General features: G+C 41.4%; 14 protein-coding genes. 2 read left to right on the top strand and 12 right to left on the bottom strand.

Annotated elements, in window-relative coordinates; all coding sequences use genetic code 11:
- Window positions 1–11: 11 nt before the first annotated feature.
- The 4 genes from V7138_RS08705 to V7138_RS08690 all read right to left on the bottom strand — a co-directional run bounded on the left by V7138_RS08705 (window position 12) and on the right by V7138_RS08690 (window position 5,715).
- The gene (locus V7138_RS08705) at window positions 12–1,355 is read right to left on the bottom strand and encodes a GH1 family beta-glucosidase (RefSeq protein ID WP_335396130.1); all 1,344 of its coding nucleotides are present in this window, start codon (window positions 1,353–1,355) and stop codon (window positions 12–14) included.
- A 23-nt stretch (window positions 1,356–1,378) separates the two neighbouring features.
- On the bottom strand, window positions 1,379–3,433 hold the full coding sequence (locus V7138_RS08700; RefSeq protein WP_335396127.1) for a hypothetical protein: 2,055 nt from the start codon (window positions 3,431–3,433) through the stop codon (window positions 1,379–1,381).
- Between the two features lie 66 nt (window positions 3,434–3,499).
- Window positions 3,500–4,492: a LacI family DNA-binding transcriptional regulator gene (locus V7138_RS08695; RefSeq protein WP_335396124.1), complete on the bottom strand. Its 993-nt coding sequence runs from the start codon at window positions 4,490–4,492 to the stop codon at window positions 3,500–3,502.
- 146 nt (window positions 4,493–4,638) lie between these two features.
- The gene (locus V7138_RS08690; RefSeq protein WP_335396121.1) at window positions 4,639–5,715 is read right to left on the bottom strand and encodes a GNAT family N-acetyltransferase; all 1,077 of its coding nucleotides are present in this window, start codon (window positions 5,713–5,715) and stop codon (window positions 4,639–4,641) included.
- Window positions 5,716–5,902: 187 nt separating this feature from the next.
- Here V7138_RS08690 and gtfA point away from each other — a divergent pair, with 187 nt between their 5' ends.
- On the top strand, window positions 5,903–7,372 hold the full coding sequence (gtfA, locus tag V7138_RS08685; protein ID WP_335396118.1) for a sucrose phosphorylase: 1,470 nt from the start codon (window positions 5,903–5,905) through the stop codon (window positions 7,370–7,372).
- A 27-nt stretch (window positions 7,373–7,399) separates the two neighbouring features.
- The gene (locus tag V7138_RS08680; protein WP_335396116.1) at window positions 7,400–8,641 is read left to right on the top strand and encodes an MFS transporter; all 1,242 of its coding nucleotides are present in this window, start codon (window positions 7,400–7,402) and stop codon (window positions 8,639–8,641) included.
- Window positions 8,642–8,733: 92 nt separating this feature from the next.
- Here the strand turns inward: V7138_RS08680 and V7138_RS08675 are convergent, their stop codons facing one another.
- From V7138_RS08675 to V7138_RS08640, 8 genes are all read right to left on the bottom strand, one after another.
- Window positions 8,734–9,252, bottom strand: coding sequence for an AAA family ATPase (locus tag V7138_RS08675; protein ID WP_335396114.1), 519 nt, complete (start codon window positions 9,250–9,252; stop codon window positions 8,734–8,736).
- 812 nt (window positions 9,253–10,064) lie between these two features.
- Complete coding sequence (locus V7138_RS08670; RefSeq protein WP_335396111.1) at window positions 10,065–10,937, bottom strand: ROK family protein; 873 nt, start codon at window positions 10,935–10,937, stop codon at window positions 10,065–10,067.
- Between the two features lie 68 nt (window positions 10,938–11,005).
- Window positions 11,006–12,004 carry a zinc-dependent alcohol dehydrogenase family protein gene (locus tag V7138_RS08665; protein WP_335396109.1) on the bottom strand — a complete coding sequence of 333 codons (999 nt, stop codon included), beginning with the start codon at window positions 12,002–12,004 and terminating at the stop codon, window positions 11,006–11,008.
- 13 nt (window positions 12,005–12,017) lie between these two features.
- Window positions 12,018–14,525, bottom strand: coding sequence for a beta-mannosidase (locus tag V7138_RS08660; protein WP_335396108.1), 2,508 nt, complete (start codon window positions 14,523–14,525; stop codon window positions 12,018–12,020).
- A 43-nt stretch (window positions 14,526–14,568) separates the two neighbouring features.
- A complete protein-coding gene (locus V7138_RS08655) occupies window positions 14,569–15,639 on the bottom strand; it encodes a glycoside hydrolase family 130 protein (protein ID WP_335396105.1) in 1,071 nt (356 codons plus the stop codon).
- A gap of 191 nt (window positions 15,640–15,830) precedes the next feature.
- Complete coding sequence (locus V7138_RS08650; RefSeq protein WP_335396102.1) at window positions 15,831–16,724, bottom strand: aminoglycoside phosphotransferase family protein; 894 nt, start codon at window positions 16,722–16,724, stop codon at window positions 15,831–15,833.
- Window positions 16,725–16,854: 130 nt separating this feature from the next.
- Window positions 16,855–17,802 carry a mannose-6-phosphate isomerase, class I gene (gene manA, locus V7138_RS08645; protein ID WP_335396099.1) on the bottom strand — a complete coding sequence of 316 codons (948 nt, stop codon included), beginning with the start codon at window positions 17,800–17,802 and terminating at the stop codon, window positions 16,855–16,857.
- A gap of 66 nt (window positions 17,803–17,868) precedes the next feature.
- Window positions 17,869–18,879, bottom strand: a complete 1,011-nt coding sequence (locus V7138_RS08640) for a substrate-binding domain-containing protein (protein WP_335396097.1) — start codon at window positions 18,877–18,879, stop codon at window positions 17,869–17,871.
- Window positions 18,880–19,004: the final 125 nt, after the last annotated feature.

The following is a 19,004-nucleotide window of genomic DNA, read 5'->3' as shown; positions in this document are numbered from 1 at the left end:
TCGACCATCTCCTATAGTTCAAACCATCTATTTTTAACCACATTCTTATACCAATAAAAACTATCTTTTTTCGTGCGCTCCAATGTCCGGTAATCAACATGAACAAGGCCGAAACGCATACTGTACCCATAGGCCCATTCATAGTTATCGATTAAGGACCATTGGCAGTAGCCTTTTAAGTTCACACCAGAAGCGAGGGCTCGGCTAATTTCTGTTAAATGCAGCTTTAAGTAATCGATCTTTTTTACATCCCTTATACGTCCATCCACAGGCTCATCATTATAAGTAGCCCCGTTTTCTGTAATATAAATCGGAATATCCCCATATTTTTTCTTGACGTCCATTAAAATGTTATAAAAGCCTTCAGGGAATATTTTGAACCCAAGGTCGGTTTTTTCGTAACTCATATCAAGATGTTCACAATCAAAGTTCCCGTGATTTTCCTTATATCTCGCCATAGTTCCTGTATAATAATTGATTCCAAGAATATCCATTGGCTGGGATATAATCTCCATATCACCTTCCTGGATATTCACTTTAGCCCCCTTCTTTTCAAACCAATCGATTAAAATGTCCGGGTAACTTCCTTTAAATACAGGGTCAAGAAACCATTCCATAAACCAAGCTGATGAACGCTGGCACGCATCGATGTCCTCTTGTCTATCACTGAATGGCTCGTACCATACTAAATTCGGTGCAAACCCAATTTCACCAGGAATCTCTAACTCTTTAAAACGCTTGACCGCTTGACCATGTGCAAGTAAAAGATGGTGGGCTACATCAACGGCTGATTGCAGGTTTCGTTCACCCGGTGCTTGTTCTCCGGAAAAATGTCCGAGAAACGAAACACACCACGGCTCATTTATGGTCAGCCACAGCTTGATTTTTCCGTTGAACTCGCGAAACATGAATTCTGCATAGTCAGTAAATGCAGCAATGGTCTCTCTATTTTTCCAGCCGCCTTCGTCCTGGAGTGCCTGCGGCAAATCCCAGTGGTAAAGCGTACACATCGGTTCAATCCCATTTTCCAATAGCTTGTCAACGAAGCGATGATAATGCTCCAGCCCCTTCTTGTTTACTTCCCCTCTTCCATTAGGGAAGATGCGTGGCCAAGCAATTGAAAATCGATAGACATTGACCCCTAGGTCCTTTAAAAGTGCGATATCTTCATCGACTCTGTGATAGCTATCAACCGCAATATCACCGGTGTCTCCGTTCAACACCTTTCCTGGAATACGACTGAAAGTATCCCAGATGGACAAACCGCGTCCATCCTCATTGTAAGCCCCTTCAATTTGGTAGGCAGCAGTCGAAACGCCAAAGCGAAAATCCTGTGGAAATGTTATAACAGCCATGGTAACTCTCCTTTTCTAGTCATCTATTTTTTTATTAGTTGGTCTGGTAAATCTAAAACATCCTGATAAGGAAGCGCTTCCTGCGCAGCATATAGAATAAGACCTATACACCAAGAATGCGATAAAGTAAGCATCATGCCTTTTGGCTGAAAGCAATTGGTATTGTAAAATCGTTCGGTGACCATTCCCTTATAAGCATTAAAATCACCGTCATACCGGGCAATAAACTGTAAAAAACAAGCTACATGATCACGAGTCCGATCCAGATAATAGGAATCATTCGTATATTTCCACAAACGAAGCATCTCCGGTACACTGAAAAGCCCATAATTATGTAAATGCTGATTAGAAGGAGAAGCCTGATCCGCTCCCCGAGACCTGAAATCGTATTGGCTTAAAAAGGTGTGTTCAGGAAAATCAAGATTATAGGTCCAGCGGAAGGTCATTTGCCAATCGGCAGCCAGCTTGGCCAATTCTAACCACACATGCTGCTTGTCATATTCATAGAGCAGGACATACGCAACAACCGCATTGTAAGCATCCTCCGATGTTGGAGTTAAATGAACATCCTCAGGGGCGCCATAAATGAATTCGTCACGGACAAAGGTTTGGTAATACTCTCCAGCCCTAGCTGCAGTAATACCGTACGCCTCATTTTCAAAATAACGTTTTCCTTCCAGCAGTGCTGCAATCCATAAGATCCCGCCTGCTCCATCCCATTCTTCCACATCACCGGTTTCACAGTGGTAATAAGAACCAAAGTTACCGTCTTCACGCTGACTTGTTACAGCAAACTCTAAATTAGAAAGGGCAGCTGTTTCCCAATTTTTATGGGTAATGCCGTGCTTTTTCTCAAATTTGAGGGCACGGACTAAGAATAGTGTTGCTTCCGAAATCGTTCTTGCCTGAAGCCATGTCCTTTTTGGATTCCAGCCGGTTCCCCAGCCTTTCCCAAGCTGCCACGAGGCCCAGAACGTTCCGCATGGAGCAATCGCCGAGGCGATATGGTCTAATACCCCGATACCCGCATCAATATATGTCTGGATGTTATGTTCCCTGCCATACCGAAGCAGCGCATAGGCATAAGGGATGCCGCTTACCCAGCCTGCATGCATATTTGGCCGATCCCCCAGCCCCTTGACATTATTATTCAGTTCGCGGTCAAAAGCAGCCGTTTCATATAAAGCTTGATTCTCCTCGTTATAATGCCATGTATAGAGACCATGAGCGGTCAACTCTGCTGCCTGCTCCAGTCCCATCCACGGATTAAGATCGTGCTCATCCTTATGGAGCAAATACATTTGCCGGACAAAAGCATCATAGGAATGCAATTCCGGGCCTGCCGTGTAAATTCGCACCTTTAATTGAACCGTTTCCTCTGGCTCAAAACGATGGAGCTGAATATCCTTTGGCGCCGGTTTGGCTTGGCCAATAAAGGTAACAGGCTCCTCCCGATAGGGAAAATCAACCCAAATGTTTGTCCCGGATTGGCTGCCTTTAAAGCCCACGCCAGTTAGTCCAAGCTGGCACATTTCATCCACACAAAGCGCAGCAGACATCTCATCATTCCAAGAAAAAACCGCCGGAAGTGCCGCCCGGTCCGATCGGAAGGACCAGTAATCAGAAATCATTTCATCCGGGTCGCCCCCCTCATAGTCATAGCGCGGATACGGACGGAGATTATGTTTAAAGCGGTTCTCTTTATAAAAAGCACCAGGTATCATCCATGTCGGTTTTCCCTCTCCAATCAGCTCGCTATTAAGACGAAGACTATACCGTCCGGATTGATTCGAATGATAAGTTACCTCGAACTCCACTTCCCAGTAGTTACAATGATCCTGTTTTGCTTTCCAAATGGAATGAACCGTAAATAAACGGCCGCTCCCGGAAATATGAACCAGATCCCCTTCTGTTTTTTGCTGCTCGACTGGTATCGTTTCGACGATTCCCTCCTCATTCAGCACTTGCATCAGCGACGAGAATCGTAAAAAGGTCTTTTCACTTTTTGTATGCCCGTTTGCCGGGTGAAGATCAATTGTTTCCCCATTAATTGACATATTGTTGATAAAATCAGCCAATCCAACCCCTCCTTTTTGATTTACAAAGATTAAGTAATTGAATCGCGAGAACCCTAACCGCGGTTTTCATATTTTTCGACAGGAGTCTCGAATAACGAGTTCCGGTTTAAGTAAGATTCTGTTAAACGAATGTTGCTCTTCATGGATTTTAGAGATTAATAACTGGGCTGCCTCTTCCCCCATTTCGACAAATGGTTGTTTCATAGTGGTGAGGGACGGGTACATCCAGCTGGCGATGGCGATATCGTCAAAGCCGGTAATGGAAAAATCAACAGGTACCTGATATCCAAGTTCCTGACCGGCCTTCAATGCCCCTACCGCACTTTCATCATTCGAGGCAATTACAGCCGTAAATGCCTCTTTATTTTCTAGCAGCCGATACATCGCCTGATACCCACCCTGGCTCGTCCAATCGGATGCTGTAACAAGGGTTTCCAACCCGAGTTGATTCATGGTATCCTCGTATCCCGCTAAGCGGTCTCTGTTTGGAGCGAGTTCCTCAGGGCCAGAAATGAAGGCAATCTTCCTGTGCCCAAGCCTGTATAGGTAGGAAACAATATCCGATATCCCTGAGTAATTATCAATATCCACGGAATCAATATCCGGCTGATTTCCCGCTGTCCCCACCAGCACAATTGGAAAACGGGACTCTGCGATTTCCTTCAAGCTCTTCTCTGAACGATTCGAAAAACTTACTAGGATCAGGCCATCTACCTGGCCTTCATATAAAAGCGGCAAGGCCGAGACCTCTTGGTCGTAATGAGAAATCGAACTATAAAAAATACAATGAAACCCTTCTTCCCTTGCTATCATTTCGATTCCCTTAAAGATCGGAGAATAGAAGAAGTTCGAAATATCATCCACTACAATACCGATGGTCTGTGTTTTATTCATAACCAATCGTCTCGCGTTCACATTTCGGTGATAATTCAATTCTTTAATCGCCTTTTTCAAGGCTTCTTCCGTTTCTTTTTTTACCTTTTGGCCATTTAAATACCTTGAAACCGTACTCTTGGAGGTATTCGCTAGCTTGGCCACATCATGTATCGTAGGATTCAATCACATTCACCCTCAATGGTCGATATTCTTAAATTTTGGGAACGTTCCCAAAAACCTTATGAGGTTAGATTATTTCACTTTTCCATTGATGTCAAGCAAAAAGGGAAAAAGGAAATCCAACATCTCAAGCCCTTAAGACGGGTTTATTAAACGTAATTCAACCCTTCAGGATATGGTAACGGTACGGGAAAAATACCAGAAAAATCATAATCTAGACCATGTTCCCCCGTCAGAATCATTTGTTCTAGCATCTGATTTTCAACCGTAATGGAATGTTGTTTCCAGGTAAGTTGTTTTTGATTGGCATCTGTCGATGAAATGGTTATTTTCCCCTCAAAGTAAGGAGCCAGCTGCTCTAACAAGATATCCAAATCCATGATTTTGATGGTCCCTGGATAGGCAGTTTTTATTTTATTCAATGAATCAAGGCTTTCAATTAATTTCGTTTCAAACCATGGAACTTTTACTCTCAAAGTATCCATACCAAATCGAAATGATTCTGCTAGAAGGGACGTGATGGCTTTAGGTTCTCCTCCCCATTCGATGACACGGGAAAATGCTTGATTCTCCTCTTGGGTTGGCGTTGTCATGACCAAAAAGCCCTTTTCTACTCCATCCTCTTCGGCTACGAGGACGTTTTGCTTGGCTTTAAAAATGCTCGCAAAACCAGCTGATTGGCGAAGGAGCGCCAATTCAAACAGACTTTGCTCATATCTCACAGGTCGATTATGGCTAAGCTTTCTGATGTGAAACCAGTCATATGGCAGCAGCTCGCGGACAGTGTACTTCCGATTAGACTCTAAGCTGCCGGGATGTAGATCATACCGATAGACCTCACCGTAATAGGTACAGCCGGCCTTTTTATAAATGGGCAAATCACCGGAAACAAACAAGATGGAGGCCCCAGCCTTTTGAATGTGGGCAAAAACTTGCTTCAAAAGGTGGGTCCCTATTCCTCTTTTTCGGTAATCAGGGTGGGTACAGACCGCACCGATGGAATAAGCTTGAATCTCGGCGTTTTCACTACAAATGACAGAAGGCACCAAACCGATAAAAGCGACAAGCGTCTTGTCTTCAAAGGCACCATAGGACTGGTTGAAAGCCGGTGAAAATACGTGCGGGAAAGCCTCCCCCATGGAAACATGGCCCTCTTCGCGAAAGACTCCATCGGCCAATTCGATTGCCTGCCCAAATTCATCTTCTTGCAATAATCGATACTCCATTATTTCTTCTCCCCCTTCTTTCTGGTTTGTGTCTTCCAGTAAGACACAAACCAGAAATCTATTTGTCTAATTTCTTAAAAATTTTATTTTTTGTTAGTATCATTATAAAGAATAAAGTATAATAAAAAAAGAGCTTTTTGGGAACGTTCCCATTTTTGTAAAAAACCTTTTAGAAGGAGCGACGAATATGCCAGTAAAAAATCAAGTACAACTCATTACGTATCCAGATTCTCTTGGTGGAGACTTAAAAACGCTTAATCAGGTGCTATTGAACCATTTTCGAGATATTTTTAAAGGCGGGGTTCACATCCTTCCTCCTTTCCCTTCATCAGGGGACAGAGGCTTTGCTCCACTCACTTATTTAGAAATCGAACCGAAATTTGGAACTTGGGACGATATAAGAGAGATTGGTGAAAACTTCGATGTATTAGTGGATTTAATGGTTAACCATATTTCAAGACAATCGCTGTACTTCCAGGATTTCATCAAAAAAGGAAGAAAAGCGGAATATGCGGATATGTTTATTACGTTAGATAAACTGTGGAAAGACGGCCAGCCGTTGCAGGAAGATATCGATAAAATTTTTCTAAGAAGACCTAGACCTTATTCTACCTTTATCGTGGAAGAAACAGGAGAAGAAGAAAAGGTTTGGACAACATTTGGGAGGCAAGACCCTTCTGAACAGATTGACTTAGATGTCACCTCCGAGAAGGTAAGACAGCTCTTGAGTGATTTCTTTAGGAATTTCAGTGAAAACCAGATCAAAACCGTTCGATTAGATGCCGTTGGATTTGTTAATAAAAAGCTTGGGACTAGCTGCTTCTTTGTTGAACCGGAAATCTATGATTTCCTTGATTGGATGAAGGAGATGGCAGACTCAGAGGGGATTGAATTGCTTCCAGAAGTGCATGCTCATTATTCCATTCAAAACAAACTGGCGGAACGAGGCTTTTGGATTTACGACTTTATTTTACCGTATACCGTTCTTGATACCATCTTGAACAAAACGAGTGAGAAGCTGACCGCCTATTTAAAGGTTCGCCCACAGAATCAATTTACGATGCTGGACTGTCATGATGGTGTTCCTGTATTGCCTGACCTTCAGGATTTAATAGATATAAAGGATGCCCGAAACGTAGTGGATATCTGCCTGAAGAGGGGCTCAAACCTCAGTCTCATCGTATCTGATGAACATAAAGGACCAGACGGATTTGATGTTCATCAAATTGGGGGGACTTATTATTCGGTGCTGGATCGCAATGACGACGCTTATTTAGCAGCGAGAGCCATTCAGTTCTTTACACCGGGTATTCCACAGGTCTATTATGTTGGTTTATTGGCCGGAGAAAATGATTATAAAGCAGTGGAGAAAACAGGCGAAACACGGGAAATGAACCGCCACAATTTCACCCTGGAAGAAATCGAAGGCTCCGTTCAAAAAGAAGTCGTTCAAAGGCTGTTAAAGCTCATTCGATTTAGAAATGAGTATCCTGCTTTTAATGGAGACTTTAAAGTGTTGGATTCTGCAAAGGATGAGGTTCGACTATCTTGGAACAAAGAGGACCATCGTTGTACGCTATCAATCGATCTGAAAACGTACAAGTCGATAATTGACTATACCGATGAACAAGGAAAACCAGTTCAATATTTCATCTAAACGGGTAAAGGAGAAGGTGTGATTCCTTTGAATGAAGCAGCAAATGAAAAATGGAGCATAAGGCACGGCATCTTTAATATTATGTCGTTGAATCTAACAAATAACTATGCTTCATTTTTTGCAATCAATGTATTGGGAGCGACGAATTACCAAATTGGGTTGCTAAGCTCGCTGCCGCCATTAGTCAGTATGATCGCAATGATACCAGGGGCTATCTGGGTGAATCGGCTGGAAGAAAAGAAAAAATTCACAACCACTTCCACTCTTATAGCCCGGTCTTTTCTCTTGCTGGTAGCATTCATCCCTTTTCTTCCCAATGCAGATCTAGCCATTTGGTTTATCGCAGTGATCGCATTGATGAATTTACCCGGCTCAATGGGAAACCTTAGCTGGCAATCGATGATGGGGGATATTTTTCCGGAAAACAGAAGAGCCATCTTTTTTAGTAAACGCGGTAGAATTCTAAGCATTGTTTCGATGATCGTGACTCTCCTTATGGGAATTGTCATGGTCCAGTTTAACAAGGAATGGGCACTGCCCTACCAATTTCTTTTCCTGCTTGCCTTTTTAATAGGCATGATCGAGGTCTATTATTTAAGTAAACATAGAGAACCAAAAAGAGTAGTGGACAAAATCGAGAAAAAGCACTCGATTAATTTACAGGTGATCAAAGAAAAACCGTATCTCGCTTTTCTATTGTGTGCACTCTTCTATCATTTTTCTTGGCAGATTGCGTGGGCGACACTCACCATTTATCAAATAAAATATGCAGAAGCGACCGCTTTATGGTTTAGTTTGTTTACGGTAGCCAATTCCATTGGCCAGATTATCAGTTTTGGTTGGTGGGGAAAAATGAGCAGTAAATATGGCAACCCCCTGATGCTTGTTTTCGCGGGGCTCGGCATGGGGATGATCCCGCTCCTAAGTCTCTTTTCGACCAACCTGTATTACCTGGCCTTTGTTCAGTTTCTTTCTGGATTATCACTATCAGGGCTCAGCATCCTATTATTTAACCACCTGCTCAGTGTATCCAATACTGAACAACGGACCAGCAGTATAGCCATTTACAATATTCTGTTATCATTGATTGGTTTTTTTGCACCCCAATTGGGAGTTTACATATTGGAAGAATACAATATGACAACCACATTGGTTACCGCAACGACTCTAAGAATCGTTGCTGCATGCTCTTTCCTTATCATCTACTTTCAATTCGACAAGAGAAAGTATTTCGGTAAAAGTGTGGGAGCGGTTAAGATAAAAAACTAAAAGCAGAATCTCTCGGGTTGACTTCATAACAAATGCAGTAATCGCCCCGCTTTCTTTGGAAGCGAGGCGATTACTGATAATGTAAACACTTTTTAAATAGTAATCGTAAATTCGTCATGACTCATGATGACATCAACAATCTCTTCTGTACTCTTCAAAGTAGTGTCAAGCAAAAATGGCTGATTTGAGGGAGTTGTTTCTAATTTGTTTAATAAAAACAACGAGCGGTCTATTAACTCAATATCTCCCCTCTTATTGATACGTTCGATTAGCTTTACCTTGTCAGCTCTCAATACAATATATTTCAATGTTACCGGCAAATCAGAGATTTGTTCACAAAACCAATCCAGCTCATCTTCTACCACAAAGTCGATGACGATATTAAACTTTTTTTGAATCAAACTTCTAGTTAAAGTAAGGATATATTCCCACGATAGACGTAAGCGTTCCTCCCAGGATGCTTCTGCTCCATAATCAAACATATTCAAAATAAAGTCACCTTCAAGAAGCACACAATTTTTAACACTCTGGGCAAGTTTTTTGGATGTGGTAGATTTTCCAACCCCGACTGGGCCAGAGACAAGATAAATGACGTTTTTTTCTTTTTGCAATGTTATGCATCCTTCCTGGGTCAGTCTTTCCCTACATTCCTTCGAAAAAACTCCCCATTATTAATGGAGAGTCACTTATATTTTTCAGGCCGAATTCAATCGATCCTGCTTCATTTGGACAGATAGGACCCTTCATATCGGATATCTGTCCGAATACGTGCTGTATTTGGACAGATTAAGAGAATTTAAGAGTCATTGGGTCAGAATGGGGGACTCATTTGGACTGATGGCGCCCTTCATATCGGATATCTGTCCGAATACGTGCTGCATTTGGACAGATTAAAAGAATTTTAGAGTGAGTGAGTCAGAATGTAAGCTTCTTTTGGACTAATTGCACCCTTACTTTCGGAAATCTGTCCGAATACACGCTTCTTTTGGACAAATTGAAAGAATTTTAGAGTAAGTAAGTCAGAATGTGAGACCATTTGGACTCATGGCACCCTTATTTTCAGATATCTGTCCAAATACACGCTTCATTCTGACAAGTTAAGAGAATTTTAGAGTGAGTGAGTCAGAATGTAAGCTTCTTTTGGACTGATTGTACCCTTACTTTCGGAAATCTGTCCGAATACACTCTGCATTTGGACAGGTTAAGAGAATTTGAGGGTGAAGGAGTCAAAATGTGAGACTCATTTGGACTGATGGTACCCCTATTTTCGGAAAGCAGTCCGAATACACACTGCATTTTATGTAAAAGCATAAAAAGAGATTCCCAAAACCCCTAGTTTTGTACAATCTTCAAACCCAAGAATGATCCATCTAACACCATTCTTGGGTTTAACTCATCGCCTATTCAGACACCTATCCAATCTTTATTTTCCATTCACCCCGAGCGCAATAGACCCTGCTAAACCTGCATTGTCGCCAAGCCCTGGCAAAACGATGTAACGATCGATATTTTCCGGTGTTAATTCCGGAACAGCGACATAGCCGTTTAACAATTCCAACACCTGTTTACGAATGAGTGGCAGCAAGTGTTCCTGCTTCATCACACCTCCACCAACAACGATCCTTTTAGGTGATAAAACAAGAATGTAATTCATGAGAGCTTGAGCTAGATAATAGGACTCGATTTCCCACACTTCAGGCTGGTCTGTTAGTTCTTGTCCTTTTTTGTTCCATCTTTTTTCAAGGGCTGGCCCCGCTGCTAGCCCCTCAAGGCAGTCTCCATGATAAGGACAGATCCCTTCGAACGAATCATTCGGGTGACGTTTCACCAAGATATGCCCCATTTCAGGATGGGTTAAGCCTTGGAATGGCTTACCGTTTATGACCGCACCAACGCCAATTCCTGTTCCAACAGTCATATACAGACAGTTGTCCAAACCCTTTGCTGCACCCCAAGTAGATTCAGCCAATGCAGCTGCCGTTACATCCGTATGAAACCCTACCGGTACATTAAAACAGTTCTTCAGTTCACCCACAATATTAAAATTTTTCCACTTCACCTTTGGAGTTTCAGTAATATATCCGTATGTTTCACTTTCGATATCTACATCAATGGGGCCAAACGAGCCGACACCGATTGCCTCAACCTCTTTATCTTGAAAAAATGAGAAGACCTTCTCCATCGTTTCTTCTGGAGATGTAGTTGGAAAAGTGACCCTTTCGTAAATCTCTCCATGTTCATTCCCTACTCCACAGACAAATTTTGTTCCGCCTGCTTCTATTCCACCTATTTTCATAAGTCAAACTCTCCCTTCTTATTATAATGATGACGATGCACAGGACTGTAACCTTTGCCTACGTCCCACTATTCCCCAACAACAATTCCTTTAACTACCTTTAGTCTTGGATACTCCTTCATGATCACTGGTAGCTCATCCATTGTAAAACGATGGCTCAGCAATGGTTTGATTTGGACTTTTCCTTGTTCAACTAAGGCAATCGCTTGTTCATGTGTGTGGGGATTGATGAATGATCCTTTAATCGTTAATTCTTTTGAAAAAATCTCATACGGGTTTACTTCTATATTTGTATCTGGTGCTGATACGCCAAATAGTAAGACCGAACCGCCTTTTCGTGCCATTTGTACGGCCTGGGTCATGCTATCTTTTCGGCCGACACACTCAATGACTAGATCAAATCCACTGCTCAAGTTTTCAAGTTCAGCCGGAGTCACCGTTTGATCGGCTCCTAATTCACTTGCAACCTCGTGTTTTTTCTGGTCAGGTTCACTAATTGTCACTTTTGTTCCGTATATTTTTGCCATTTGCAGCATCATCAGGCCAATGTATCCACCACCGATAATTAGAACAGATGCGCCTGGCCAGAACTTCAGTTGACTTACACCGTGTAACACACAACCAAGTGGCTCGATCATCGCTCCCTCTTCATAAGATAGCTTGTCTGGGAGTAAATAGCAATTAGGGGATGGAACGGCACAGTATTCTCCCATGCCTCCGTTTCTTGTGACGCCAACGGCTTGTAAATCGTCACATAGGTGAGGACGTCCGCCTCGGCAGAATTCGCATTCCCCGCAATACATATTAGGATCAATCGATACGCGGTCACCCTTCGTTAGCGACGTAACCTTCGCACCAACTTTAACAACCTCCCCGGCCAACTCATGTCCTAATACAATCGGATACTGGACCTCGGCAGAACCAGGTTGCCCATGATAAATATGCTGGTCTGTTCCGCAAATTCCACATGCTTTCACTTTTACAATGACTTCATGATCTGCTGGTGCCGGAACGGGAAGTTCTTGTATTTCCATTTTCATTTTATCAATTAATACAGCTGCTTTCATTCTTTTCTCCACCTTATTGTTCCGAATTGATGGCCGAAACACGCAAACGACCTAAATCTACTTTTTCACCTTCAAGATGGCCAATTTCAATCGTCTTGGTTTCATTCGGTAAGAGGTCAAAGAAATTATCACTAAAATGAATCTTCTTTGAAGGAATCTCTAGTTTTACCATTCTTGCATGATTGTCAGTACTGACCGTAACAGTCTGATTGTCTTCATCAACCGCGACCTGAAGATGAGCTTGAGGAAGTGCCAAATCTTTATGGTCTCTTAAATAGTACACATTTTGTTGCGCCTTACCTTCCATAGAGGTTAGACGGACTACGACCTCATTCGCAGGGTAACCCTTGAGCAGCTCTTCTTCTGTAAAACGAGTTATTTTAGCGGAAGCATTTTCCTTAACCTCAACTGGAATAGTGGTTGTAAATAACTTTTCTCCACTAAAGCTCTCTACCGTTAATTCGAGGACATCTGTATACGTCTCTAGCAAATCATTGATGACCCAAATATGAAGATCGCTTCCTGCATCATGGTCAATCGTTAATAAAAGTGGATGGAAGAATTTCTTCGCATAAAAATAGGATGCTTTAGGAAGCTGATAATAATCAATCATCGACCAGCTTGTGCCAGGCCAGCAATCATTTAGCTGCCAGATTAAAGACCCGCTTGTGAATGGCTTATTGCGACGATAATGCTCAATTCCACACTTCAATCCTTCTGCCTGAGTAAGCATGGAAAAATTCATGTATTCCTCAATATTTGTTGGAATCCCCGTGTAGCCTTCCATGAGCATAATCCCTTTTTGGTGGTGATAGTCCTTGTTTCGATAAGACATTTCATCACTTCCCCAATAGAAGGTGCCTTCCGGAAGATTATCCTCTAATGTAAATCGATTAGCTGAGGCATGCATACCAAACTCACTGCTAAAACGGGTGTAATCCTTTTTGTAGTTTTTAAAAGATACACCTTCAACACTATAATCCTGGCCTAAGTTCTCGCCAAATTTTCGAGGCTCGACATTGCCATGCCATACCTGCCAGTTGTGACGATCGCCTACTTCTTGTGAGTCATGGTCATTGCCGCCAAATGGGGAACTTGGCCAATACAGACGACTATTATCCAATTCCTCTAATAATTCAGGGATCAGTTCATGGTAGATTTTTTCTCCATAAAATGGTGTATCGATGTTTCCTGCTGTATATTCCACTTCGTAAAGCCAGTCATTTTCATTGTTTCCACACCATATTGCAATTGATGGGTGGTTACGCAGCATCTTAATAGCTGACTCTATTTCAATTCGTACATTTTGCATATAGTTATAGTTGTAGTCTGGATAAAGAGCACAAGCAAACATGAAATCCTGCCAGACTAGCATACCTAGACGGTTACATTCCTGATAGAAAATATCTCTTTCATAAATTCCGCCGCCCCAGACACGAATCATGTTCATATGCGCCTCTTTGGCTTGGGTTAAGAGCTGGCTGTATCGAGAATCTGGTGTAGCTCCTATGAAGTTATCAATTGGAATCCAGTTCGCACCCTTCGCAAACAGTTCAACACCATTTAAGACAAATGTAAAACGGTTATTGCCTTCACCATCTTTTTGCATAACCTCAATTGTACGAACACCCACATCTGTTGACTCCGTATCTATAACTTCGCCTTCACACACGAGTTCCACCTCAAGTGTATAAAGATGAGGCGTTCCTAAATCATGTGTCCACCATAGCTTTGGATTTTCAAGCTCTATCATAAATTTCACATGGTTTTTCTGAACCCGAGCGGTTTTGATGATTGCGGTCTCACCATCATGGAACTCCACGTGTACAGATAAAGGAGATTTTCGTGCATATGTCTTTGTATCAACATCAATTTCGACAACCGCTTTGTCATTTGCAATTTCTACTGTTCTTGCAAACACACTATCAATCTTGGCAATTTTTCGTTTTTCGAGTCGAACATCCTTCCAAATACCTGCCGTTACAATTTGTGGCCCCCAGTCCCAGCCAAAATGATACTGAGCCTTACGTGCCCAAATCCGATCTTTCCCGTAGCCGGCCCAGTAGTTCTTTTCCTTTTCTTTTAGGACATCTGCCACCACATCAAATTTAACGGCAATAATGTTTTTTCCATCCACAACTTCTCTTGTCACATCAAACACATGAGGAATAAACATATTTTCAGTGGAGGCAATTTCGCATCCATTTAAATAAATCGTTGCGTACGTATCGAGCCCTTCAAAAATTAACTCCAGACGCTCATCCGGTTGAAGGTTTTTCTTATCATATTGAAATTCTGATCGGTACCACCAAACCTTCTCAGAAACCCATTTTGATTTTAAATCATGATGTCCGAAGAACGGGTTATCGATTAACCCCTTCTGAATTAACGTGGAGTGAACATCACCAGGTACATTCGCAGTCATCCAAAAATGGTCGATATAATCTGGCGAGGCGATGACTAAATCTCCTTCTTGTCCCCGTTCAAAATGCTGAATTTTCCAGTTTTGTGTTAGTTTCATTGGTTGTCATCCTTCTCACTTCATTTTTTTATTCGTGCTAGATTTAGAGACTTAAAGCCCGGTAGATTTCATCAATATGAACTTCAGCTAGTGCCATCACATTATCAGCACCGCCATAATAAATTTTGACGACCTGATTTTCAAATAACACACCACACGTGAAGACAACGTTTCCAAAGAATCCTTCAACTTCATATGCTGCTTCAGGTACAAGGATTGGTTCCTTTGTTTTTGCTATAATCTTGTTCGGATCCTCCAAATCAAGAAGTACAGCTCCCAGTGTGTAACGATTGTTGCGGTCTGCGCCGTGATAGATTTCCATCCATCCCTTTTCCGTCTTAAATGGTACAGCCCCACCGCCAATTTTTTGCGACTCCCAGCCTTCTTCCACTCCCATTAGAAACGTATGCTCTCCCCAATGAGTCAAGTTCGGTGAAGTAGCCGTCCACATTTCGCCACGGCCAATTTGCTTTGGAACCGGACGATGTAAGGCAAAATAGTTCCCGTTTATTTTTTCAGGAAAAATAGTAACATCGCGATTTTCAGTCGTAAAAATAATGCCTCGTCTCTCAACTGATTTAAAATCCTTTGTTCTCGCTAACGCGGTTGTAATTCCTTTATCGGAAACCGCTGTATAATTAATATAGTAGTAGTCATCGATGAAGGTAATACGTGGGTCCTCAGTACCAAATGCTTCGTAACGATTGCTTGGGAAAATAAATGGCTCGTCCTCAACTACAAAGTCCACACCATTCTTACTGCGAGCAATACGTAAATGAGACATCGAAGTTAAATAAACATACGTATCAATGTCGATTTGTTTCACCTTTCGAGGATCAGAAAAGTCATACGACGGATTGTTTCGATCAATATCCATAACATCTACGTAAAAATCATCCCCATTTTCCCTTAATACAGGAACAGTCAATACATCTGGGTTTGTTTGAACAGGACGTTCCGCAACACGCATCAGTAAAATAACTTCTTCTTGATAACGTGTCACGCCCGCATTGAAGACGCATTCAACTGTAAAATCTGGGCGTGATGGTTTTACATCTTGAGGTGTAATGAGAGGATTTTTTACACTTCTCTTTATATCAATCACTGTTGTCATTTAAAGATCTCCTCCTTTTCTATCCAGCGGGAAAGGTCTCTCGTCCCACCCCTTTGATCACCACCGCCCGCCTTTTCCCATCTAATACACTGCAAATGAGAAATGAACAGTCATGGTACTATCGTTATAAAAATTGAAAAAGAAATGTGTCATCTTTAAGCACCAAAAGAACCGTCTAAGGCGGCCTCCAGTTATTTAATTTTTCTATCTGATTGGTAATCCAGTTGTATTATACGAATAATATTATATGCTTCTTTTGCGATTGCTTTATTTGAATGTCTACTCCCATTATAAGTAATTAAAGCCTTCCATAATGCCCATCCTCTTGCTCTGTTCCATGTTTCTTCATCCATCGCTAGTGTATGTTTAAAAATCTTTCTACTTTTAGCGTCAAAAAAAGTCCATGCCATAGCAGCATCACAAGCAGGGTCTCCAACCCCCAAGATGCCGAAATCAATAATAGCGGAGAGATTGCCATTTTTAACAAGAATATTGCCTGGTGCTATATCACCATGAACCCATACTGGATCTGAATTCCACTTTGAATCTAATGCACGTTCCCAGATTTCATTTAATAATGGAGCGTCCAATCTATCTTTATTTTGGTTAATTGCATCTCTGGACTCTTGATTGTACACAGCAATGTCTCCGCCTCTATAAAAATTATGTGCTCCTGCAATAGGACCATCACTCGCATCAATTGATTGGAGCTCAATTAAAAAGGCCGCTAAATCTCTTGCAATTTGGCTGCTGTCATTAATATTTTTTTGAGTTAAGGTCTCTCCTTCTATCCACTTATAGACAGACCAAGGATATGGATATTCCGCACTAGGATTACCTTTTGCTATTGGAGTAGATATTGGTAAAGTAAGTCCCTTTGCTAATTTCGGTAGCCATTTTTGTTCTTTCTCTACTTGAGGTGCATAATGTTCTGAACTTGGTAGTCTTACGCTCATATAGTCGCCCAGGTGAAATGTTCTATTGTCATTTCCACTAACTTTAACTGGTCTGATTTCTAAATGTGACCATTCAGGAAATTGTTCATTTATTAATCTTTTAACTATTTCTGTGTTGATCATAACCATTTAATACTCCCCTTATTTTCCAATCACCATAATACTAGTATCAGCGCCAAATTAACTTAAGGCCAAAGGGCTGTGGTCAGGAGTCAGGTATTTGACCTGTCACACCCCCAACCTTGTCCATCCGTCCCATTTAAGGGTGAGAAACTATCAATTCTAGGTTGCCTTTCAATTCGAAGTTTCCTAGCCCAGCCGGCAGGATAAAGTGGTTGCCTTTTTCAATTAAATAAGTACCTTCATTTGTGACAATTCCCCCTGACCCATTTAATACACTGCAAATTAAGAATGTTTTGTCCTGTTGGAAAGATGCAGAACCCTCAACTTCCCATTTGTATACGGAGAAGTACTGTTCGTTTACAAAAGTCGTAATTGTAGCACCCGGAATGTTCTCAACACTAGGCTTTACAGTTGCATCTTCATGCGGAATGGTCGAAACATCAATTGATTTTTGAATATGCAATTCACGCTTTAGTCCATTTTGATCGACTCTGTCATAGTCATACACACGATAGGTTGTATCAGAGCTTTGCTGTGTTTCCAGGATGAGAACTCCTGAACAAAGAGCATGAATCGTTCCACTTGGGACATAAAAAAAGTCACCAGGTTTCACCTTTACACGACTTAATAATTGATTCCATTCTCCATTCTCAATCATTTCAATAAACTGTTCTTTTGTTTGGGCTGTATGACCATAGATAATTTCTGCATCATCTTTACAATCGATCACATACCAGCATTCTGTTTTACCGAGTTCACCATTTTCATGTTCGTTCGCGTATGCATCATTTGGATGGACTTGAATGGATAAATCATTATTGGCATCCAGTATTTTGGTGAGAAGCGGAAATACATCTCCCTCCATGTTTCCGAATAGTTCACGCTGTTCTTTCCATAGTTCCCCTAGAGTTTTTCCTTCATATAAACCTTGGCTTACAGTACTTTGCCCATTGGGATGTGCGGATACAGCCCAGCACTCTCCTGTTAAGTCAGATTCAATTGGATATCCAAATTCTGTACGCAACTTGGTTCCGCCCCAGATTCGTTCTTGAAATTGTGGTGTTAAAAAAATCGGTTGTTTCATAAAAAGTCACTTCCCTTTCGATTACTTTCCTATTTAATACATCTTTCTATCTTTGAACGAGGGACCCTAATCCTTTCCCCTACCAGTGGAGCCTCTTTTTATGAGGTTGGCTGGAAGTAAGATTTCTTGGACAGGTTCGTTTGGATGGTCAATCCTCCATAATAATTGTTTGAATGCGTAAGACCCAAACAATTTTAAGTTTATGGCCATGGTTGTGATCGGAGGATCTGATAGTTGAGATAATTGACCGTTATCAAAACTACAAACCGAGACTTGATCTGGTATTTTAAGCCCTAGACTCTTGAGAGACGAACTAACCATAAAACCAAATCCATCATTTACGCAGAGCCATGCGCTCGGAATTTGTTTTAGTGATTTGATAGAGTGATCAATGGCATCGCTTTCTTCTTTCGCCGTAAGAAACATTACTTCATCACTTGGATTCATATTCGCTTCCTTCAATGCCAATAAATACCCTTCCATCCGTTCATAATAACTGGGAGAAAAATCAATATTCCCGACAAATGCGATTTCCCTATGCCCTAAATCAAGCAGATGCTTTGTTGCCATATAGGCTCCAAATCGATTATTGGTCAAGATAGCATCGGCAGGAATCAAGGGATGATGATGATCAATTAGCACAGTCGGAATACCAGTCGAAATGACCTTATTAATATAGTCTAAACTGATATGTGAAACAATGATAATTCCATCCACTTTGTTTTCTTTTATAAAACTTGGCAGAATTAGATCTTTCTTCGCAGAGTCTGATATGGATTGGATGAGCAAATTGACACCGTTCTTAATCGCATTTTGCTCGACTGATAAAAAAATCTCCCCGAAAAAGCTTTTCATGGAAAAGGCAAATTCCGTCGCAATCAATCCGATCGTTAATTGTCTATTTTCTTTTGGAGTCTTCTTACCTTTATATACATATCCAAGTTCAGCCGCCGTTCTTTCTACTAAATCTTTGGTATCTGCACTTACTCCACCTTTTCCGGTTAACGCTTGGGACACGGAGTTTTTTGATATCCCTAATTTATCTGCAATATCTTGCATCGTTACTTTCTTTTTCATATTTCCTCCTAATATAATTACGAAGTAATTTGTAACGTTACAACAATAATATCATTTTAAAGTTCAAAGTGGAAGTAGTCATTGGAAATTTGACGATCAAGTGAAATAATGTTTCTTTCTTGACA

The organism is Bacillus sp. JJ1533 (genome assembly GCF_036965045.1).
GTDB lineage: Bacteria > Bacillota > Bacilli > Bacillales > Bacillaceae_L > Ferdinandcohnia.
The sequence above is the reverse complement of the archived record's forward strand: the minus strand, read 5'-3'. Positions and strand labels throughout refer to the sequence as shown.